Origin of the sequence: Flexivirga sp. (assembly GCF_051955415.1) — a bacterium.
Lineage (GTDB): Bacteria > Actinomycetota > Actinomycetes > Actinomycetales > Dermatophilaceae > Flexivirga.
This window is the reverse complement of record NZ_JBQCGS010000048.1, coordinates 12,498-33,641: the sequence shown is the minus strand read 5'-3', so window position 1 is coordinate 33,641 and position 21,144 is coordinate 12,498. Positions and strand designations below refer to the sequence as shown.

Annotated in this window: 17 protein-coding genes and 1 pseudogene; 5 read left to right on the top strand and 13 right to left on the bottom strand. The window is 70.7% G+C overall.

What is annotated here, in order from left to right; genetic code table 11:
* Positions 1-97: 97 nt before the first annotated feature.
* From ACTHL4_RS08085 to nudC, 4 genes are all read right to left on the bottom strand, one after another.
* A complete protein-coding gene (locus ACTHL4_RS08085; RefSeq protein ID WP_440282334.1) occupies positions 98-385 on the bottom strand; it encodes a WhiB family transcriptional regulator in 288 nt (95 codons plus the stop codon).
* Positions 386-591: 206 nt separating this feature from the next.
* Positions 592-879, bottom strand: coding sequence for a hypothetical protein (locus ACTHL4_RS08080; RefSeq protein WP_440282236.1), 288 nt, complete (start codon positions 877-879; stop codon positions 592-594).
* Positions 880-1,147: 268 nt separating this feature from the next.
* Positions 1,148-3,268: an ATP-dependent DNA helicase UvrD2 gene (locus tag ACTHL4_RS08075; protein ID WP_440282235.1), complete on the bottom strand. Its 2,121-nt coding sequence runs from the start codon at positions 3,266-3,268 to the stop codon at positions 1,148-1,150.
* Positions 3,269-3,296: 28 nt separating this feature from the next.
* Positions 3,297-4,310, bottom strand: a complete 1,014-nt coding sequence (gene nudC, locus ACTHL4_RS08070; RefSeq protein WP_440282234.1) for an NAD(+) diphosphatase — start codon at positions 4,308-4,310, stop codon at positions 3,297-3,299.
* A gap of 41 nt (positions 4,311-4,351) precedes the next feature.
* Between nudC and ACTHL4_RS08065 the strand changes: the two genes are divergently transcribed.
* Positions 4,352-5,569 carry a phosphotransferase gene (locus ACTHL4_RS08065; RefSeq protein WP_440282233.1) on the top strand — a complete coding sequence of 406 codons (1,218 nt, stop codon included), beginning with the start codon at positions 4,352-4,354 and terminating at the stop codon, positions 5,567-5,569.
* A 34-nt stretch (positions 5,570-5,603) separates the two neighbouring features.
* Here ACTHL4_RS08065 and ACTHL4_RS08060 read toward each other — a convergent pair whose 3' ends face one another.
* Positions 5,604-6,476 (bottom strand): LysR family transcriptional regulator, encoded by an 873-nt coding sequence (locus ACTHL4_RS08060; protein ID WP_440282232.1) that lies wholly within the window; start codon positions 6,474-6,476, stop codon positions 5,604-5,606.
* 75 nt (positions 6,477-6,551) lie between these two features.
* Between ACTHL4_RS08060 and ACTHL4_RS08055 the strand changes: the two genes are divergently transcribed.
* Positions 6,552-7,826 (top strand): MFS transporter, encoded by a 1,275-nt coding sequence (locus ACTHL4_RS08055; RefSeq protein ID WP_440282231.1) that lies wholly within the window; start codon positions 6,552-6,554, stop codon positions 7,824-7,826.
* An 18-nt stretch (positions 7,827-7,844) separates the two neighbouring features.
* On the opposite strand, the gene ACTHL4_RS08050 is transcribed toward ACTHL4_RS08055, so the two are convergent.
* The 6 genes and pseudogenes from ACTHL4_RS08050 to ACTHL4_RS08025 form a co-directional block, all read right to left on the bottom strand.
* Positions 7,845-11,189: an ATP-dependent helicase gene (locus ACTHL4_RS08050; protein ID WP_440282230.1), complete on the bottom strand. Its 3,345-nt coding sequence runs from the start codon at positions 11,187-11,189 to the stop codon at positions 7,845-7,847.
* Complete coding sequence (locus ACTHL4_RS08045) at positions 11,186-14,305, bottom strand: ATP-dependent helicase (protein WP_440282229.1); 3,120 nt, start codon at positions 14,303-14,305, stop codon at positions 11,186-11,188. Before ACTHL4_RS08045 ends, ACTHL4_RS08050 begins: the two co-directional genes overlap by 4 nt.
* Positions 14,306-14,386: 81 nt before the next feature.
* The gene (locus ACTHL4_RS08040; RefSeq protein WP_440282228.1) at positions 14,387-14,698 is read right to left on the bottom strand and encodes an MGMT family protein; all 312 of its coding nucleotides are present in this window, start codon (positions 14,696-14,698) and stop codon (positions 14,387-14,389) included.
* A gap of 1 nt (position 14,699) precedes the next feature.
* Positions 14,700-15,029 carry a rhodanese-like domain-containing protein gene (locus ACTHL4_RS08035; RefSeq protein ID WP_440282333.1) on the bottom strand — a complete coding sequence of 110 codons (330 nt, stop codon included), beginning with the start codon at positions 15,027-15,029 and terminating at the stop codon, positions 14,700-14,702.
* Between the two features lie 87 nt (positions 15,030-15,116).
* Positions 15,117-15,716 (bottom strand): annotated as a pseudogene (locus ACTHL4_RS08030) (HesA/MoeB/ThiF family protein); the annotation flags it as partial.
* Positions 15,717-15,728: 12 nt separating this feature from the next.
* A complete protein-coding gene (locus ACTHL4_RS08025) occupies positions 15,729-15,869 on the bottom strand; it encodes a hypothetical protein (protein WP_440282227.1) in 141 nt (46 codons plus the stop codon).
* Between the two features lie 77 nt (positions 15,870-15,946).
* On the opposite strand from ACTHL4_RS08025, the gene ACTHL4_RS08020 reads away from it, so the two are divergent.
* Both ACTHL4_RS08020 and ACTHL4_RS08015 read left to right on the top strand, forming a co-directional pair.
* Positions 15,947-16,579, top strand: coding sequence for a TetR/AcrR family transcriptional regulator (locus ACTHL4_RS08020; protein ID WP_440282226.1), 633 nt, complete (start codon positions 15,947-15,949; stop codon positions 16,577-16,579).
* Positions 16,580-16,758: 179 nt separating this feature from the next.
* Complete coding sequence (locus ACTHL4_RS08015; protein ID WP_440282225.1) at positions 16,759-16,980, top strand: DUF3107 domain-containing protein; 222 nt, start codon at positions 16,759-16,761, stop codon at positions 16,978-16,980.
* Positions 16,981-17,157: 177 nt separating this feature from the next.
* On the opposite strand, the gene ACTHL4_RS08010 is transcribed toward ACTHL4_RS08015, so the two are convergent.
* Complete coding sequence (locus ACTHL4_RS08010) at positions 17,158-19,731, bottom strand: ABC transporter permease (protein ID WP_440282224.1); 2,574 nt, start codon at positions 19,729-19,731, stop codon at positions 17,158-17,160.
* Between the two features lie 3 nt (positions 19,732-19,734).
* Positions 19,735-20,535 carry an ABC transporter ATP-binding protein gene (locus tag ACTHL4_RS08005; protein ID WP_440282223.1) on the bottom strand — a complete coding sequence of 267 codons (801 nt, stop codon included), beginning with the start codon at positions 20,533-20,535 and terminating at the stop codon, positions 19,735-19,737.
* A 319-nt stretch (positions 20,536-20,854) separates the two neighbouring features.
* Between ACTHL4_RS08005 and ACTHL4_RS08000 the strand changes: the two genes are divergently transcribed.
* Positions 20,855-21,127: a GlsB/YeaQ/YmgE family stress response membrane protein gene (locus ACTHL4_RS08000; protein WP_440282222.1), complete on the top strand. Its 273-nt coding sequence runs from the start codon at positions 20,855-20,857 to the stop codon at positions 21,125-21,127.
* The last annotated feature ends 17 nt before the right edge of the window (positions 21,128-21,144 follow it).

Genomic DNA, 21,144 nt, shown 5'->3' with positions numbered 1-21,144 from the left:
GGGGTATCCCGGCACGACCGGTGGTGTCCGTCAGGAACGCACCGGTCGTGCGGCATACCGGTGTCATGCAGAAGGAAGGTGGTGAAACGCATGGTGATCACGCGGCCACGGTCTGCTTGCGCGGACGACCCCGCGGCCGTTTGCGCGGGATGACGACGCCCTGGGAGAACAGCTCGCCGCCCCAGACGCCCCAGGGCTCGGAACGGTCCTTGGCTCCGGCGAGGCAGGCCTCCCGCAGGGGGCAGCTGGTGCACAGCGCCTTGGCGAACTCCACGTCCTCCGGGCGCTCGGCGAACCACAGCTCCGGATCGTTCTGGTGACACGGGAGCTGCTCCCCGCAGTCTGCGGCCAGCGCGGTCGCGTCTATCAGATCGGACAACATCATCGGTGGGACCTCCTTGTCGCGGTCACCCCGGGTGCGGGGCCTTTCCTGCTCGGTCGGCGCCTGGTGAGCGCCGGCCGGTCGTGCGGTGGTCATGCACTGGGTCATGAACTCGGTCTTCCTGGTGGTGGTGGAAGCCCGCGACACAAAAAGGCCGCGGACCCTGGTGTCGGGTTCCGCGGCCTTCGATGAGGACGTTGTCGTCTGAGTCAGACGGGTGGCCTCGAAAGGACGGAACACCGGACACCGCCGGCAAACTTGGAGTTGTAGGTCGGGACATCGCGCGTGACGCCGAGATCGGCGCCGACAGCGAAGACGGCGATGCCGTCGACGGAGCGCTCGCGCATGATCAGACCGTTGACACTGCCGGCGGCGGGCGCACTGATCCCCTGGACCCGGGCGGTGGAGGAAGCGAGGTGGACACTCGTCATCACCGGAAGGGCAGACGTCATCGCGGCGTGCTCGTCGCACGGCTGCGTCATCTTGGTGATTTCCACGTCGAACCCCTCCTCTCGCTTTCGCGGGCCTCGCCACGTCGCCTGGACGCGCGAGCTGAACGTCCAACAGGCTACGGGGTGTCTATGCACGCGAGCAACTGAATTAACGAGAATTCTTTGCACGATTTTCGTGTGGGCGAAAAACATTGCAGCACAACAGGATTCACCTACAGAAAAACGGTAGGACGTGATCGTCGGACACGTCTCGAGGGGCTCGCCACCGCGCCTCCGGCGAGCGTGTCTGCGGACGCCGGTCCACGGCGCCGGCCTAGGCGCTGTCCTGCGCGGCGACACATGCGGCGGCGGCCGCCTCCGGGTCGGCGCCGTCCAGCACGGCGAGAACTGCCTCGCCGTAGGTGTCGCGCTTGTGCTTGCCGACGCCCGAGATGCCGCTGAGCCCGGCGATGTCCCGCGGGCGGCGTTCGGCGATGGCGATGAGAGTCGCGTCGGTGAACACCACGAATGCGGGCACCTTGGCCAACGTCGCCACTTCCAGCCGCCAGGCCCGCAACGCTTCGAACTGCGCCTCGTCATAGGTCGCCGGACAGTCGCCGCACCGCTCGATCTTGCGCTCGGCCGCGGTGTCCAGAGTGCGGCCGCAGCTGCGGCAGGTCTTCGGCTTGGCCGGCTTCTTGGGGGCGGGCCCGGTCGATCTGCTCCGGGGTGCGCTGCGCGCTCCCGGGCCGAGGACGGGCGCGGCTGCGTCCAGGAACCGCGACGGCCGTCGGCTCGCGCGACCGCCGGGGTTGCGTGCGGCGGCCCAGCTCAGCAACAGGTGCCGGCGGGCGCGGGTGAGCCCGACATACATCAGCCTCCGCTCCTCCTCGACGGCCTGCGGCCCCTCGGCGAGCGAGATCGGCAGCAGCCCGTCGGAGCAGCCGATGAGCAGCACGGCGTCCCACTCCAGCCCCTTGGCAGCGTGCAGCGACGCGAGGGTGACGCCTTCGACCGTCGGCGCGTGTTGTTCGGCGGCACGCCGGTCGAGCTCGGTGACCAACTCGCGCAGCCGGAAGCCCTCGTCGGCGCCGCCGAGGTCGTCGGCCAGCTCGGCCAGCGCATTGAGCGACTGCCAGCGCTCCAGCACCGCCCCGCCCGAGGGGCGCTGCGGGGACCAGCCGGCCGCGGTCACGATGTCGCGCACCAGCTTGCCGAGCTCGACGCTGCCGTCGTCGCCGCGCACCGCGCCACGCAACAGCACCAGCGCCTGCTTGACCTCCGAGCGTTGGAAGAACCGCTCGCCGCCGCGCACGAGGTAGGGGATGTCCGCGGCCGACAAGGCCTGCTCGACCGCCTCACTCTGCGCGTTGATGCGATAGAGCACGGCGATCTCGCTCGCCGGAACTCCTTGAGAGAGAAGCCTTTTCACTTCTTGCGCCACGTATGCCGCTTCGGCCTCGTCATCGGTCAGCTGGGTCAGCACCGGGGCCGGCCCTGGCTCGCGCTGCGCCTGCAGCCGCACGCTCTCGGCACGCCGCGTGCCGGACTGCAGGACGAGGTTGGCCAGGTCGACGACCTGCGGAGTGGAGCGGTAGTTGCGCACCAGTTGCACGGTGTGCGTGCCGGGACGGCGGCCGGCGAAGTCGAGCAGGTGGCGTGGTGTCGCGCCGGTGAAGGAGTAGATCGTCTGCGCCGGGTCACCGACGACGCACAGGTCGGGCCGGTCGCCGACCCACAGGTCGAGCAACGCCTGCTGGGCCGCATTGACGTCCTGGTATTCGTCGACCACGAAGTGCCGGTATTGACCGCGCACGGTCGCCGCGATGTCGTCGCGTTCGGCCAGCACACCGGCCATCAGCAGCAGCACGTCCTCGAAATCGATGACGTCGCGGGCCGACTTGACCTCCTCGTAGGTCTCCCACAGCCGGGCCATCGCGGTCAGATCGAGCTCGGCCGGCGAGCGCCCGGCCTTGGCGGCCGCCGCGCGGTAGGTCTCCGGAGTCAGCATCGATACCTTGGCCCACTCGATCTCCGCCGCCAGGTCCCGTATGACGACGCGGTCCAGCTCCAGGCGCAGGCGGGCGCCGGCCTCGCCGACCGCCGGAGCCTTGTGCTTGAGGAGCTGCGGGATCGGGCCGCCGATCGCCTGCGGCCAGAAGTAGTGCAGCTGCCGCAGCGCGGCAGCGTGGAAGGTGCGCGCCTGCACCGCGGGCAGGCCGAGTCCGCGCAACCGGGTGCGCATCTCCCCCGCCGCGCGGGCGGTGAACGTCACCGCCAGCACACGATCCGGCCGGTAGGCGCCCGAGTGCACGCCGTAGGCGATGCGGTGGGTGATCGCCCGGGTCTTCCCGGTGCCGGCACCGGCCAGCACGCACATCGGCCCGAGCGGGTTGCTCGCTACCTGCCGCTGCTCCGGGTCGAGCCCCGCGAGGACCTCGTCTGCTGTCGTCATCCGTGCTCTGTCCCTGTCCCTAACCGTCCTACCGTGCCTGCCGCAACAGGGATCCGTCGTCGGCCTGGTCAATCGGTGCGCCGTACCAGTGCTCGATCAGATGGCGCGCGATCGACAGCCGCGCCGACAGACGCACCTCGCCGCTGCCCACGGCGGCCGCCAGCTCCGGCCGGGTGAACCATCGGGCCGCGGCGATCTCCTCGGGATCGAGGGTCAGCTCGGTCGTGGTCGCACGGCAGGTGAAGCCGACCATCAGTGACGCCGGGAACGGCCACGGCTGATCGCCGAGGAATCGCACGTCGACGACCTCCACCCCGACCTCCTCCATGACCTCCCGGGCGACCGCGGTCTCGAGCGACTCGCCGGGCTCCACGAAACCAGCCAGCACCGACATCCCGTTGCCGGTGAAGTTGCGGCCGCGGCCGAGCAGCAGCCGGTCGTCGGCATCGACCACCGACATGATCACGGCCGGATCGGTGCGCGGGTAGTGGTCGCGCCCGCATCCGTCGCAGTGCCGCGTCCAGCCGCTCTCGGTCACCCGGGTCGCGTGACCGCACCGGGAGCAGAACCCGTTGACCGCGTGCCACCGGCCGATGCCGGTCGCGGTGACGGCGATCGGGACGTCGTCGCCGTGCAGCCGCATGCCGAGGTAGCGCAAACCGTCGGCCGGAACGTCGCCGACCACCCCACGAAGCTCTCCCCCGCTACGCTCCTTCGATGCTTCGTCAGGGGCTGCACCCCCCGACACTTCGCGAGGACGCCGGTCGTCGCTGTCCCGCAGCACCGCGAGCACCTCGCGGCCGGCGATCTCGCCCAGGTAGACCACGACTTCGTGGCGGTCGGCCGGGTCGGGGGCCCGATAATGCAACCGATGACCGTCCCCGGTGTGGGGGAGCCTGTCGCCATACACCTCGAGCACTGCGGTGGAGGGCTGCTCGAGGAGCGCGTCGATCAGCGCCGGGTCGCGGCGACGCAACGCACGGCGGTCGAGGGCGGAGCTGTCGAGGACCAGATCGAAACCAGTTTGCGAAGCTGCGGGCACGCCATCCAGGTTATGCGGTCGGTTCGGCTTACCGTGGGGCCGTGCTCCGCAGCCCGTTGACCCTCGCCGCCCTCGCGACCGCAGCCGTCCCACATTTCACGCCGACGACCGTCCGTGGCACGTCGACGGCGCAGGACGATCGTTTCCAGATCGCCTACGTCACCACCGCCGACGGCAAGGACTGGGTCGTGCGCGCCGGCCGCAGCACCGCTGCCGGTGCGCAGATGGAGCAGTCGGACGGCTTGCTGCGGCTGCTCTCGGCGCGCGTCCCGTTCGCAGTGCCCCGCATCGAGGGCACCGCGGTCGCCGACGACGGCACGGTGGTGTCCGTGCAGACCCGGTTGCCGGGCACCCCGTTGGTATGGCGCGAGTTGCGTGCCGGTTCCCCGATGGCGCGCAACATCGGCAAGGCGCTGGCCGCCATACACGACGCCGACCCGCGGGCGGTGGAGGAGGCGGGACTGCCGACGTATGACGCGGACGCCTACCGCGCCCGGCGTCTCGCGACGCTCGACCGCGCCGCCGCGACCGGCCACGTGCCCGCCGGGCTGTTGTCGCGCTGGGAACGCGCCCTGGAGGAGGTGGCGCTGTGGAAGTTCGCGACCTGCACGGTGCACGGCCCGCTGGAGGGCTCGCACGTGCTGGTCGACGGTGACGCGGTGGTCGCGATGACCGGCTGGGAGCAGGCGGGTGTCTCCGATCCCGCCGCCGACTTCGCGGTGCTGTCGGTGCTCGCCGAGCCGGCCGCGTTCGACACCGTGCTGGAGGCGTATGCCGGCGCACGTCGCGACACGATCGACACCCACCTGGAGCGCCGGGTCCGGCTGGCCGCCGAGTTGCAGCGGGTCAACGCCCTGATGGACGCGGTGACCAGCAACGACCGCGAGCTGGTCGCTCGCCGCAGCGCCGCACTCCGGCGCCTGGACGAGGCGATGCGCGATGACGAGTCACTCCTTCCGCCGGCACCCGGCCGGCGCAAGGTGCCGGAAGTCGCGCCGGAGCCCACGCCGGCGGTCGACCCCGAGGACATCGAAGTGGTGGAGTTCGAGGACGCCGGCTCCGACGACGAGACCGTCGAGATCCCGGTCAACGCCCGGGAGCGGTCCACCTCCTCGGCCGCAGCCGACGAGACCGGCCCGGAGGAAGATCCCGAGCCGTCGTCATACCCGCTGGACGACGAGGCGGACGACGAGGCGGACGCGACCGACGACCCCGACCACTCGGACGAGAACGCGAAGGACGCGAAGCGCCCGTCCTGACACGCCTCGCGTCACGCTGCGCCGGCCGCGAAGTTCACTCCCCCGACAGGATCTCCAGCAGGGCGCGCGCTGCCGGATTGCCCGAGGGGGTCGTGCGCGTCACCAGCGCCAGCGTGCGGGACGGCGCCCGGGGTGCCACCGAGATCGCCGGCAGCCCACTGCGATCGGCCAGCGGTGCCGGCACCAGCGCCACGCCCAGTCCGTGCCCGACCAGCGACAGCACCTGATCCATGTCGCTGACGGCGCAGCCGATGCGGCGATGCAGACCCGCGTCCGCGCAGACGTTCTCGATGACGGTCTGCAGCCCTTGGCCGGCCCGGAACTCGATGAACGTCTCCTCCGCCAGGTCGGCCAGGCGCACCCGGGAACGTCCCGCGAGCCGGTGCTGCTCACCGACGACCACGACGATGCGCTCGGTGTAGGACCGGCGGACCGTCAACCCGTCGGGCAGCCGTGTGCCGTCGAGCGCCGCGAAGGCGAGGTCGAGCTCGCCCCGCAGGACCGCGCGCAGCAGGTCAGCGGTCGGTGCCTCCCGCAGCGTCAGCTGGATGCCGGGATGCCGCCGGTGCAGACCGGCCAGCGCAGCCGGCACGTCGACCGAGCTGAACGTCTGCACCATTCCGACGGCGAGTTGCCCCGTTGTCAGACCCGCCGCTCCGGCAATGCGCCGCCGCGCGGTGGCGATCTCGCCGAGGATCAGGCGCGCCGAGTCCAGCAGCGCGGCTCCGGCGGGCGTCAGCAACACACGTCGGGTGGTGCGCTCGAGCAGCACGGCGCCGACGTCCCGCTCCAATGCCTGGATGGAGGAACTCAGTCCCGGCTGGGAGATCCGCAACCGTTGCGCCGCGACGGTGAAGCTGTGGGTTTCGGCGACCGCGACGAAGTGGGTCAGCTGCTTCAACTCCATTTATAAAAGCTAGCAATGAACCCGAGTTGATTACCTTGTTGGACAAGTACCTCATGCAGCCGTCAGCCTGGCCCCGTGAGTCCGACACCCTCCTCCGCAGCCCGTCGCATCGATCACCGGCTGGTGCTGGTGATGGCACTCGCGTCCGGGATCGTCGTCGCCAACAGCTACTACGCCCAGCCGCTGGTCGCGCAGATCGCCGACCACTTCGCGGCGTCGACCACGAGCATCGGCCTGGTGGTGACGGCCGGACAGATCGGTTACGCGGTCGGCCTGGCGCTGCTGGTGCCCATCGGTGATCTGGTCGACCGGCGCCGGTTGCTGACCGCGGTGCTGATCGGCACCACCGGCTGCCTGCTCGCCATGGCACTCGCACCGACGTGGCAGACGCTCGCCGCCGCAGGGTTGCTGGTCGGCGTCTCGTCGGTCGTCGGCCAGATTCTCGTGCCGTTCGCTGCCTCGCTGGCCGCCGACGACGAGCGCGGCAAGGTCATCGGCGACGTGATGACCGGTCTGCTGCTGGGAATCCTGCTCTCCCGCTTCGTCGCCGGGTTGTTGGCCGAGGTCGCCGGATGGCGGGCGGTGTTCTGGGTCGCTGCGGCACTGATGGTCGCCACCATCGTCTTGCTGCGGCGGGAACTGCCCGACGCCCCGCCGGCCGCGCAGCTCAGCTACCGACGCGCGCTGGTGTCGGTGCTCGCCCTCATCCGTCAGGAGCCGGTGCTGCGCCGGCGGATGCTGTACGGCGCGGTGACCTACTCCTCCTTCGGGGTGTTCTGGACCAGCATCGGCTTCCTGCTCGCCCGTGCGCCCTACCACTGGTCCGATGCACAGATCGGCGTGTTCTCGCTCTGCGGCGTGGCCGGCGCCCTCGCGGGCAAGGTGGCGGGACGGCTCGCCGATCGCGGGTGGGCCCGCGTGCAGACCGGGGTGTTCGTCGCCGCGACCGCAGTCAGCTTCCTGCTGCTCGATGTCGGGCGGCACCAGGTGGTCGCGCTGGCGGTCGGCACTGCCCTGCTGGAACTCGGCATCCAGGGCACCCACATCAGTAATCAGTCGTTGTTCTACGCCTTGCGACCGGATGCGCGCAGCCGGCTGAACACCGCCTACATGACGTCCTACTTCGCGGCCGGGTCCGTCGGCAGCGCCCTCTCGGCTGCGGTGTATGCCTCCCATGGGTGGGGCGGTGTCTGCCTGCTGGGAGCGGCGTTCCCGACGGTGGGACTGACCGTCTGGCTGCTGGAGATGTCCACCCGCAGGCTGCGACGCGACACCGCCCCCACGATCTGCGGCGACCGCCCGTTGGCCGGCACCTCAGCCGCCACGCCGTTGCGGACCGGAGATCGCTGAGGCCGCACCGGACCCGGATCAGCCGGGCACCCGCCGCAGCAAGGCGGCGATCGCGTCGTCGGCAGGCATGGCGGGCCACACCGTCTCGCCGGTGCCGGCGTAGTAGAAGGCCGCGTCCACCTCATCGGTCGCCACTCCGCGCAGCCGGGCGAAGGCCAGCCGGTATGCCGCCAACTGCAGCACCCGCGCCTGCATCGCCGCGCCGAAGGGCCGTGCGCCGGTCTTCCAGTCGACGATGACGAAGCCGTCGTCCCGCCGGAACACCGCGTCGATGCGTCCCCGCACCGAGATGCCGTCGATCCAGGTCTCGACCGAGACCTCGATCTCCTCAGGGGTGCGCGAAGCCCATTCGGAGGCGAGGAATCGCTCCTTCAGCACCTCGAGGTCGGCGTCGTGGTCGGCGTCCTCGTCCGCCGCGCCGGGCAGCTCCAGCACGTCGACCAGCGCAGCATGTGCGTAGTGCTGTTCGATCCAGGCGTGGAACGCGGTGCCCCGCCGGGCCGTGCTCGCCGGTGGTGACGGCATCGGGCGCCGCAGCCGCCGGGTGAACTCGACGGGGTCGTCGGCCAGGGACACCACGGCGGATGCGGAGAGGTGTCGTGGCAGCAGCACTGCTCCGAGCCCACGGGAGCGCGACCGGTCACGCTCGCGCAACAGCAGCTCGATCTCCTGCTCCCGGTCACCGATCGGCAGCAGATCCTGGCGGTCCCCGGCCAGCGCGGCGGACACCCGTGCCACACCGTCCGCCAGATCGGCCCGGCGCGCCGCCATCGGATCGGTCGGCCAGCCGACCGACGAGTCCTCGTCGGCTCGGGGATTGGCGACCGTGGTCTCACCGGGTGCGGGTGCCGGCATCGGCTCCCACACGTCGGTGCGCACGAGCCGGGCGTCGACGAGCTCGGTGAGGTAGCGAGAGGTGATCCGCGGGGTGCTCGCCGTGGACCACACCGAGGCGGTCAGCAGCAGCTCCGAGCGCGCTCGGGTGAAGGCGACGTAGGCGAGGCGGCGTTCCTCGTCCAGACCGTGTTGACCTGCGGCAGCACGGAATTCGACGATCGCGTCGCGCAACTCGCGGGCGTCGGTCGCTTCCGCCCAGCGCAGTGGAGGCAGCCCGTCGGCGTCGCCGCGCAGGTCGAAGGGCAGGCCCTCGAGCCCGCCGATCCACTCACTGGCATTGACGGCCCAGGTGGAGGGATCGCCGGGGACGCCGTGCGGGCTGATCTTCCAGCCGTGGTGGTCGGCGCTCCAGCCGACCGAACCGTTGTGGTCCGGGAAGGTGCCCTCGACCAGGCCGGGGATGGCGACGATGTCCCACTCCAAGCCCTTGGCGGCGTGCACGGTGAGGACCTGCACCGCTCGGGGTTCGGCCTCCAGGTAAGGGCGGTCCAGGCCACGCTCCTCGCGTTCGGCGGCTGCCAGCCAGGAGAGGAAACCGCCGAGCGTCGGCCGGTCGGACGATGCCGCGAAACCGGCTGCCACTTCTGCGAATCCGTCTAGGTGCACACGGGCGGTGTCCGGCGTCTGGCCCGGCCGGGCGAGCACCTCGATGTCGAGCGCGAGAGCGCGTTCGGCCTCCACGACCAACTCGCTCAACGGGAGTCCGGTCATCGACCGCAGCCGCCGGATCTCGTCCCGCAGGCCGGCCAGGCGGTCCAACGCCACCGGGCCGATCCGCTGTCCGGCGGGCCCGCACCAGTCGGCGTCGGGTAATTCGTCCAGGGCTTCGATGATCGACGGCCGGTCGCGGGTCTCGGCTGAGATGTCCTGGCGAACGCGGTCGTCGCCGCCGGGCGTGGGCTGCGGCCGGTCGCGCCGCTCCAGCGTGCGCGCCCACTCCCCGAGACCGTCGAGGTCGGCCGCGCCCAGGCGCAGCAGCGGTCCGGTGAGCAACCGCATCAGTTGGTCGCCGCGCGTCGGATCCTGCACCGCCCACAGCAGGCTGACGATGTCAGCCACCTCGGGCGTGGTCAGCAGACCGCCGACACCGACCACCTCGACCGGCAGGTCGCGGTCTCGCAGCGCCTCGACCACCGCGGTGAACTGGGACCGCTTGCGGCACAGCACCGCGGCCGTGCGACGGGTCCACGCACCGTCGGCGCCGGTGTGCCGCTCGTGGATCCACTGCGCGATGTATGCCGCCTCGGCGTCCTGGTCGGACAGCCGTGCGGCGACGACGGAGCCCTCCCCCGCGCCCGGCCGGGGTTGCAGCGTCGCGACCGGCACGGCACTGGCCGCCCGCAACGGCGAGGCGGCCCGGTTGGCCGCGGCGAGGATGCTGCTGTCATTGCGCCAACTCCGAGACAGCTGAAGCACTTTCGCCGGCCCACTGGTGTCGGCGAAGAGGTGCGGGAAGCTGCCGAGGGTCGTGGCGCTGGCCCCGCGCCAGCCGTAGATCGACTGGTGCGGATCGCCCACCGCGGTCACGCGAACATCATCGCCGGGTGCTTCGTCGTCACCGGCATACAGGGATCGCAGCAGCACCATCTGCGCCTCGCTGGTGTCCTGGAACTCGTCCAGCAGCACGGCACGGAAGCGGCCGCGTTCGAGCGCGCTGAGTGCCGGGAAGGACCGTGCCAGCTGCGCCGCGAGGGCCATCTGATCGGCGAAGTCGAGGGCAGACCGCTGCCGCTTCAACTGCAGGTAGCGCTGCACGATCGGCACGATCTGCCGACGAGCGGTGAGCGCGTCCGCGACCTTCTTCATGTCGCCACCGGTCACCTTCGTGGCACCCACCGGCGGCAGCTGTGCGGTGTCGGTGAGGTAGTGGTCCAGATAGCCGATCAGGTCCTCGGCGTCGACCAAGTGCTCGGCGAGTTCGCCGGCCAGGCTGACCACTGCGGTGGTGACATTGCCCTCGGTGTGGGTGACCTGGTCCATCGGGCCGTCGTAGCCGAGCACCGCCTCGGAGGCGAGCTGCCATGCCGCGGCCTCGGAGAGCAGCCGGGACTCCGGCTCGATGCCGAGGCGCAGCCCGTGCTCCCCCACGAGCCGGCCGGCGTAGGAGTGGTAGGTCTGCACGGTGGGCACCTCGGCCAACGCCTGGGTGCCGTCGTCGGTCGTCGGCAGCCAGATGCCTTCGCGGCGCAGCCGCCGCAACCGCACGCCGATGCGCTCGGCGAGCTGACCGGCGGCCTTGCGGGTGAAGGTCAGACCGAGCACCTGGTCGGGCTCCACCTGGCCGTTGGCGACCAGCCACACCACGCGCGCGGCCATCGTCTCGGTCTTGCCCGAGCCGGCACCGGCCACCACCAACAGCGGGGACCCGGGGGCGGCCTCGGTCACCGCCACTTGTTCGTCGGTCGGAGTCGGTAGACCGAGCGCCCGGGCGAGCTCCACGGCGGAGTAACGCTGCTGCCTGGTCACAGACGTCCGCCTTCGGGCTGCAGCGGACAGCTCTTCAGAACCGGGCAGGTGCGACACCGGGAGTTGACCTGTGCGCTGAATGTCGCGCCGGACATGCCGTCAGCCGTCTCGGCGAGCAGGTCGTAGGCCCATCGCGGGTCCTCCTGCTCGGCCAGCGGCGCCTGGGCCTGGGTGACCGCCTTCTTGCCGGCGGCCTTACCGACCTGCACCAGCGCCGCCCCGCCGGACACCGAGCCCTCGGCGAAGCCGCCTTCGGTCACCGCGACCTGGTAGGCGCCCAGCTGCGGGTTGCCCGGCAGCTCCGCGGCGGACGGCTTGGACGAACCGGTCTTGAGGTCGATGATCCGGATCTCCTCCCCACGGCCCTCGATGCGGTCGACCCGCCCGGTGAGTCGTGCCCGGCCGACGAGCACCGAGAAATCGACCTCGACACCGACCGGCCGCCAGCCCTGCGCCTTCGCCTCGTCGAGGTATCCGGTCAGCCGCTGCAGCATCTGGTGCGCGGTCGCCCGCTTCTGGACCGACACCCACGTGTCCCCGAGACCGAGCCGTGCCCACCGCTCGTCGAGCGCGGCCGCCATCGCGTCGGGGTCCTTGTCGGCGAACTCCTGGGCGACCTCGTGCACCAGGGTGCCCAACGCGGCCGCGCCGACGTCGGGTCCTTCCCCGCCGGCCGTGGTCAGCAACCAGTTGAGCGAACAGGTGCCGAAGCTCTCCACCCGGGAGGGCGAGATCTGGACCAGCTGGTCCGGTGAGCGCAGCGGCCGGTCGTCGGTGAGCTCGCGCAGCGCCCACCAGTGGGCCGGGTCGGCGCCACGAACGCCGGCCGCGGCGAGCCGCGCGAGTTGTCGAGCCGCCTGGGACCGGTCCTCCTCGTCACCCACGGCCAGCTCGCGCCGCAACTCGGCGACGACCGCGGGCAGGGTGGTGGGTCGCGCGACCTCGGTGAAATCACGCAATGCGTCCGGGTCGTCGCTGACGTCGAGCGGGTCGACGACGTCGAGGTATGCCGAGGGTTGCTCGTCCTCGTTGCGCACGGCCGTGACCAGCAGCCGCTCCGTGGCTCGGCTGACCGCGACGAGGAACTGCCGGGTCTCGTCGTAGCGGACGGCGGTCTGCGCGGCACGCCACGAGTCGCCCCGGTCGGCCAGCACATCGACCAATCGCTCGGAACCCAGCAGCGATCCGCGCAACCGCAGGTCCGGCCACACGCCCTCCTGCACGCCCGCGACGACCACGAACTGCCACTCGCGGCCGGCGGCGGCCTGCGGAGTCAGCAGTGCGACGGTCTCGTCGTCGGGCGCCGCCGCGACCAGCCGGTCACCGGGCACGTCCTGGCCGCGCACGTGCTCCAGGAAATCCAGCGGGGCTGCGCCCGGGAGACGGTCGACATACGTCGCGGCGTCGGCGAACAACGCGACGATCGCATCGAGCCGGCTGTCCGCGCGCTTGCCCTCGCGGCCGCCCGCCAGCGCCTTGGCCTGCCAGTCGTCGGCGAGTCCGCTGGCCTCCCACATCGCCCACAGCACCGTCTCGGCGGTGGCTCCGGCAGCAACCGCAGCCTCCCGGCCGGCGCGGATGACGCCCGCCACCCGCAGTGCCGGAGTCGCGACCGGACCCAGCAGCTCCAGCCACGGCAGCCCGACGACCGACGCGGCGAGCAGCTCGTCGGAGGAGCGCGACCCGTCCGCGCCCAGCTCCTCGGCGCGCAGCGCGCGACGCAACCGCCGCAACGCCACCGCATCGGCGCCGCCGAGGGGTGAGCTCAGCACATCGGCGGCCAGCTCCGGGCTGATCGGGTCAGGGTCGTCGGCGAGGAGTTTGCCGATGGTCTCCAGCAGCGCCAGGAACGGCCGGACCGCCGGCTCGTCCCGCAGCGGGACCACCGTCGGCGGGGAGTTGACCGGCACACCGGCCGTGGCCAGCGCGCGGCGCAGCGAACCGGCCCGGCCCTGGCCGCGCACGATGACCGCCATCCGGGACCAGTCCAGACCGTCGAGCAGGTGTGCCCGGCGCAGTTGGGCGGCGATGTGTGCGGCCTCCTGGGGCGCCGACCGCAGCAGCGCCACGTCGACCCGTCCGCCCGGCCGGGACGACACCAGCCGGTGCTCGGCGCCCGCGACGGCGCCGATCCGTTCGGCCACCCGCTCGGCCACCCGGCGGACCGCTTCCGGGTGCCGGTGCCCGACCGGCAAGATGACCTGGTCGATCGCACCGAAGTGGTCGCCCAGCGCGCCGAACATCTGCGGCTCGGCGCCACGGAAGCTCTGCACGGTCGCGTCCGGATCCCCGATCAGCACGATCCGGGTGTCGGGCGCGATCACCAGCCGTAACAGCCGGGCGGCCGCCCGGGTCAGCTCCTGCGCGTCGTCGACCACGACGAAGCCGATGGCCCGGTGCACCCGCTCGCGCGCCCGCGGGTCGGACTCGAGCAGATCGGCGGCCGCGCTGAGGATCCATGCCGGGTCGAACGCACCGGGTCGCGACAGTGCGGTCACCTGGTCGTATTCGTCCAGCACGCGCGCGGCGGCCTGCCACTCGGGGCGGTCGTGTGCCCGGCCCAGCGCGGCGAGCTCGTCCGCAGTCAGCCCCCACTCCACCGCGCGCATCAGCAGGTCGCGCAACTCGTTGCGGAAACCCCTGGTCGGCAGGGCGTTGTGCACGAAGTCGGGCCAACCCGGCGGTATGCCGTCACCGGCCGCGTGACCGGCCAGCAACTCGCGCAGGACGACGTCCTGCTCGGGTCCACTGAGCAGCCGTGGTGCCGGCTCGCCCTGCAGCGCGGCGGCCTGTCGCAGGATGCCGAAGCCGAGCGCCTGGTGGGTGCGCGCGAGCGGCTCGGTCGAGGTGCGCTGCAGTCGCGCGGTGACCCGGTCGCGCAGGTCGGCGGCCGCCAGCCGCGTCGGTGCGAGCAGCAGGCAGCGGTCCGGCGGGATGCCGCGCTCGACCGCTGCCACCACGGATTCGACCGCGAGCGTCGACTTGCCGGTGCCGGGAGCACCGATCACCACCGATGCGCGGCTGGTGCTGTCGCAGACGGCCTGCTGCACGTCGTCCAGGACCAACGGTTCCGCTGTGAGAGCGGGCGGTCGACGTAGTTCCAGCACGGGACTCATCCCATCACGCACGACCGACATACCCACAGGTGCTCGGTCCCCGACGCCCCGCCCCGACGGTCGCAGGTGGACGTATGTCGCTCACCCCAGGTCGAAGCGAGCCCGCGCGAGGTCGACCCGGTCCAGGAAGGTGCCCTTCAGCGGCGTTTCTTCGGCGCGGTAGTGCGCCAATGCCTCGTCCTCGTGGCCCTGCGGTGGCCGGCCGTCGGCGCGCAGCACGCGCCACCAAGTGACCAACGCGCCGTACTCCGACATCACCGCGCCGACCTGACGCGGCCCGGCACCGACGACGCGGCCGATGTCGCCATACGTGACGACCTTGCCCTCGGGCACCCGGTCGACGACGTCGAGCACGGCGTCGGCGAGATCGGGCAGCTCGTGAACGGCCGGCATGTCAGTACCGGGGTAGCGAGGGGTCGATCTGATCGATCCAGCCCAGCACTCCGCCGTCCAGCGACCGAGCGCGCACACCGGTCGCGTCAGCGACCAGCCGCACCGCCTCGGCCGATCGCGCGCCGCTCTTGCAGTAGAAGACCGCGGACTCGTCCAATCCGGCGACCGCCGGCAGCCCCGTGCCGTCGCGCAACTGCGCCACGTCCACCTGTATGCCGCCGCCGGGCAGCGACACGATGTCGCGCTCGGCCGGGGTGCGCACGTCGACGAGCACCGGAGCCCGGCCCGCCTCGATCAGGTCCGCCAGCTCGCGGGCACCGATGGTCGGCACCGGCTCCTCCGGCGGCACCGCACAGGCGGACGCCTCGTCCTGCAGGACGGTGATGGTCGGTTGGTCCCCGCAGACGGCACAATGCGGATCGCGGGCGACGGGCACGCCCGCCCAACTGCCGGCGAGCGCGTCGTGGACCAGGATCCGACCGGCCAGTGGCTCGCCGATGCCGAGCACCAGCTTCACCGTCTCGGTGGCCTGGATGGAGCCCATGACACCCGGTAGCGAACCGATCACGCCGGCCTCGGCGCAGGACGGCACCGTGCCGGGTGGCGGAGCGGTCGGGAAGATGCAGCGGTAGCAAGGGGATTCGCCATACGACCAGACGGTGACCTGTCCGTCGAACCGGTTGATCGAGGACCACACCAGCGGCAGCCCGAGCAGCACGCAAGCGTCGTTGATCAGATAGCGGGTGGCGAAGTTGTCAGTGGCGTCGACGACGACATCGTGCTCGGCGAACAGCGGCAGGGCGTTGTCGGCGGTCAACCGCGCCTCGACCCCGACGACCTCGATGTCCGGGTTGAGGTCGAGCGCCGCGCGCACGGCCGAGTCGACCTTGGCGACACCGATGTCCGTGGTGCGGTGGATGACCTGCCGGTGCAGGTTGCTCAACTCCACGACGTCGTCGTCGATGACCGTCAACCGGCCGATCCCGGCACCGGCCAGGTAGGAGAGCACCGGTGCGGCGAGACCACCGGCTCAGACGACCAGCACGCGGGCCGCCGCGAGCTTGTCCTGACCGGCGATCCCGACCTCCGGCAGCAGCGTGTGCCGGGAGTACCGCTCGGCCTGCTTGCTGTCTGCGGGCGTACTGCCCCGTAACCTTGGTGGGCGCGTCACGCTGCCACAGCCTAGTCTCGCTCTAGGATGCCGAGCGGGACCCGCCAGGTCGGCGCCGGTCAGAAAGGGAGCTTGGAGTGAGTGTTGCGGACACGGGAGCCCGCGGAGGACGTCTACCACGCTCGGCGCGTCGCGCCCAGCTGTTGGAGGCTGCGCAGTCGGTGTTCGCCGAGTCCGGCTATCACGCTGCGGCGATGGACGAGATCGCCGATCGCGCACACGTCAGCAAGCCGGTGCTCTACCAGCACTTCCCCGGCAAGCTGGACCTCTACCTGGCGCTGATCGAGCAGCACACCTCCGAGCTGCCGGAGCTGGTCCGCGCCGCGATGGCCTCGACCCAGGACAACCAGGAGCGCGTCGCCGCGGCGGTGCGCACCTTCTTCACCTTCGTCGAACGCGAGGACGCCGCGTTCCGGCTGGTCTTCGAGTCCGACCTGCTGGGCGAACCCGAGGTCGCCGGCCGGGTGGACCGGATGAGTGCGGAGTGCGCCGACGCCGTCGCCCGGGTCATCCAGGAGGACACCGACCTGCCGCCGGAGCAGGCGTTGCTGCTCGGCGTCGCCACCGTCGGTATGTCGCAGACCGTCGCCCGTTCCTGGCTGCACGGCCGCACGGTGCCGCGCGAGGAGGCCGAGCGCCTTGTCTCCAGTCTGGTATGGCGCGGCCTCGCCGGGTTCCCGCTGCACCCGGAGCAATCCGTCGCCGACTGACGCGGCTGACCTGCCTCGCCCGGCCGCCGAGTCGCACACCTGCCACCGAGTGGCACACCTACGGCTGTGCCACTGGGCGACAACTGTGCCAGTCACCGCGACACCCTCCGGTCTGCCGGCGGGCCGGACGTAGAGTGAGCGCCAGTTCGTGAACCAGCCCTATTCGAAGGAGCTTGAACGTGGAGATCCGGATCGGTGTGCAGAACGTCGCACGCGAGGTCGTCCTGGAGTCCGAGCAGTCGCCGGACGAGGTGCAGCAGCAGGTGGGGACCGCACTGGAGAAGGGCACTCCCCTGGTGCTGGCCGACGAGCGCGGCCACCATGTCGTCATACCGGCCGCGGTGCTGGGCTACATCGACATCGGCAGCGAGCAGCGCGGCCGCGTCGGTTTCGGCGGCTGACTGCATTGTTGGTCGCATTCCTCACGGATCGGTCCTCAGCCGTCGCTCACAAGTTCGCCGACGGCTGAGTCCGTTCCGATCGTCGTCGCGACATCGCCCAGCCACCGCACTGCGTCGACACGAACGGGCCGGTCACCCATCGAGGGTGACCGGCCCGCTCGGCATACCACCGCGGGATCACAGGTCCGCGATGGCCTCCAGCGGCTTGGTGCGTGCCGCCCGTATGCCGGGCCACAGTGCTGCCAGCACACCGCACACCGCGGCGGCGGCCAGCGTGAACAGCACCGTGCCCCAGGGGACGACCGGGGTGATGCCGGCGATCCATTCGCGGAAGGTCCGCACCAGGCACCAGCCGATGATCACACCGAGCACCATGCCCAGCAGCGCCCCGAAGATGGAGATCAGCACCGACTCCAGGTAGATGGTGCGGCGCACCTGCTTGCGCAGCATGCCGACGGCACGCAGCATCCCGATCTCCCGCTTGCGTTCCACCACGGAGAGGGCCAGCGTGTTGATGATGCCGAGCACGGCGATCACGAGGGCGAGTCCGAGCATGCCGTAGAGCACCACCAGCATCTGGTTGATCTGCTGTGCCGAGGAGTTGGCGAACTGCGCCTTCGTCTGCACCTTCACGGTCAGGTAGCTGCCGGTGACGTCCTCGATCCGCTGTTGCACCGCCGACCGATCGGCGCCGTCCTTGAGCAGGATCAGGTCGACGTAGTCGGCGCGCAGACGCGGCGGGGTCAGCTTCTCGAACGCTCCGGAGCCCAATTGGAACGGGCCGAGCAGCGCCGAGTCCTTGTAGATGCCGACGACTTTCACCGCGACGTGCTGACCGAATTTGCTGGTGAGATCGATGGTCTGGCCCACGGACCAACCCTTGTCGGCGGCCATCTTCTGCGACGCGAGCAGACCGTCCGATCCCAGGGTGCTGCTGCCCTTGACCAGCTTGATGTTGGCCACCGCGGTCAGGTCGCCACTGGGCGACGTGCCGCCGATCTCCTTGCCCTTGACGGTGGCGGCGACCGCGTGCATCGCGACCACCCGGTCGACACCGTCGACCTTGCCGATCGCCGAGCTCACCGTCGGCGGCAGGGCGCCCGAGTTGGTGGTGCCGGTCACGATGATCGGCGCCTTCACCTCGTCGTTGACCGCCTTGTCGATGGTCGACTTGAACGATGCTCCGAGCGTGCCGATGATCGCCACCAGCATCAGGCCGAGCGTGAGCGCGAACGCCGTCGCCGCCGTCCGCCGTGGGTTGCGTATGGCGTTGGTGCGCGCCAGCTGGCCCAGCTTGCCGAACGGCTTGGCGAACAGCAGGCCGAGGAAGCCCACCACCGGGCGGGCCAGCGCCGGCGCACCGCACACGACGGCGATGATCGTCCCGAGCGCTCCGAGACCGACCAGGCCGGCAGCGCCGCCGCCCTTGCCGCCGGCCCCGATCGCGAGCGCCGCGACGGCCAGCACGGCCAGTACGACCGCGACGATCGTGCGCACCCGTAGCGTGGCGGACCCGTCGGTCTGGCTCTCCCGCATCGCCTCGACCGGCGCCACCTTGGACGCTCGACGGGCCGGCGCCAGCGCGCTCACCGTGGTGACGACCACCCCGACCACCAGGCAGGCGATGATCGCGCCGGGACCGACCACGAGCGAGCCACTGGGCAGCCCGGTGCCGGTGCTGGACAACAACGCCTGCAGGCCGGCCGCGAGCCCGATGCCGACACCCAGCCCCACCACGGAGCCGAGGAGGCCGACCACCACCGCTTCGAGCATCACCGATCGCATCACCTGGCCACGGGCGGCCCCGATGGCGCGCAGCAGGGCCAGTTCCCGCACCCGCTGGGCCACGATCATCGAGAAGGTGTTGTAGATGATGAACGTGCCGACGATGAGGCCGATCGCCGCGAAGGCCAGCAGGATGTAGTTGAAGATCTGCAGGAACGAGTTGATCGCGTCCTTGTTCTCCTGCCGCACCTCGTCACCGGTCTGCACCTTGTAGCCGGGGAACTCCTTGGTGATCCGCTGCTTGAGGGTGTCGGCGGAGACGCCGGGCACGGCGCCGAGTTGCACGATGGACGCGTGCGAGCCGTCGGTGAACAGCTTCTTGGCAGTCGCGGCGTCGAAGTCCATCTCGGTGTAGCCGGAAGTGTCGCCGGCCATCTTGACCAGGCCGACGATCGTGACCTCGAACGGTGTGGCGGTGCCGGAGGAGACGACGACCTTCGTCGTCGAACCGACCTTCAGGTGCCCGCGCTCGGCCGCGCTCTCGTTGAGCACCGCCTCGTGCGGTCCGTGCGGCGCCCGGCCACCGGGCAGGATCGTGGCGCCGTCCGGATCGAGCGCCTGACTCTTGGGCACCCAGTTGGCGCCCATCGTCGGGGCGCCGCCGGTCTGGATCGCCTTGCCGTCGGAGCCGGCGATCGTCATCGTCGACTGGTAGCCCGGGACGATCTTCGCGACACCGAGGGCGGCCTTGTCGCGCTCGATGCGTGCGATGACCGAGTCGGGCACCCCCAGGCTCTCCACCCCGCCATACGCGTTGGTGTCGGTGGCCCTGGGGCTGATCTGCGTGTCGACGCCGATGGCCACCTTGTCGAAGATGCCGTTGAAGGAGTTGCTCATCGTCGAGGTGAAGACGAGCGCACCGGCGATGAACGACGTGCCGAGCACGACGGACAGCACGGTGAGGACCAGGCGCAATTTGTGCGCCGCGAGATTTCGCAAGGAGACCTTGCGCATCGTGGAAGCCATGGGTCAGTCCTGCTCGGCCAGCCGCGTCGGGGCGTGCTCGTCCAGGTGCTTCATGTATTCGTAGATGTCATCGGTCGACAGGCCGCGCCGGTCGTTCACGATCTGGCCGTCGGCCAGGAAGATCACCCGGTCGGCGTATGACGCGGCCCGCGGGTCGTGCGTCACGATCACCACGGTCTGGCCGAAGTCGTCGACGGTGGCGCGCAGGATCGACAGCACCTCCGCCGAGGAGCGGGAGTCCAGGTTGCCGGTCGGCTCGTCCCCGAAGATGATCTGCGGCCGGCCCACGAGCGCTCGGGCACAGGCCACCCGCTGCACCTGGCCACCGGAGAGTTCGCTGGGCCGGTGGCCGAGCCGGTCGGCCAGCCCGAGCCGGTCGACGACGGCGCGCATCCACTCCTTGTCCACCTTCTTGCCCGCGATGTCCAGCGGCAGGGTGATGTTCTCGCGTGCGGTGAGGGTGGGCACCAGGTTGAACGCCTGGAAGACGAACCCGACCAGGTCACGGCGCAACGTGGTCATCTGCTTGTCGTTCAGGCCGGTCAGGGCGACGTCGCCGATCTGCACGTCGCCGGACGACGCGGTGTCCAGGCCGGCCAGGCAGTGCATCAGCGTGGACTTGCCGGAGCCGGACGGGCCCATGATCGCGGTGAACTCCCCCGCCGCGAATTCGACGGAGACCTCGCGCAGTGCATGCACCACGGTCTCGCCCTTGCCGTAGGTCTTGGCCAGCTTGTATGCCGCGGCGGCCGGCGGCGTCTGCGCCTCGCGGGCCACCTCGGGGGCGGCTGCTGGGTTGGACATGTGTTTCCTCCCGAGATTGCTGGATCTGCTGCAGTGTCGGCTACGACTATTCCGCCGGGCGGGGACCCCCACCATGCGGTTCGACCCTGACTGTCCCCCGGTCGACCCTGAGCGTGCGGTCCGGTATGACGCCTGGTTTGGCCGGCACCCGGGCGGGTACCAGCCTCCCAGCACCGGCTGGTGCGAACAACAGAATTTGGGCTTTACCGAAGAGATACCCGGCGCGCCCGCAGGCAATATTGCGGGTTCTCCCAGGGTGTAGCACAGTCAGCGTCCTGGGTCCGTCCATCGACGGGACCTCGACAGAAGGAGAGAAGCAATGATCGGCGCAATCATCGGAGCCGTCATCGGTGGTCTCATCATCGGAGCGCTCGCACGGCTCATTCTGCCCGGCAAACAGGACATCTCGATCCTGATGACGATCGGCATCGGCATCGTCGCGTCACTGATCGCGAGCCTGGTCGTCGGGCTCATCGGTTACCACAACAAGAGCGGCTTCGCCTGGGTGCCGTTCATCGTCGGCATCGTCTTCGCGGCGATCATCATCACCATCTACGGCAACATGACCGGCAGGAAGCAAGTCACCCGCTGACCTGCACCGGCGTCACG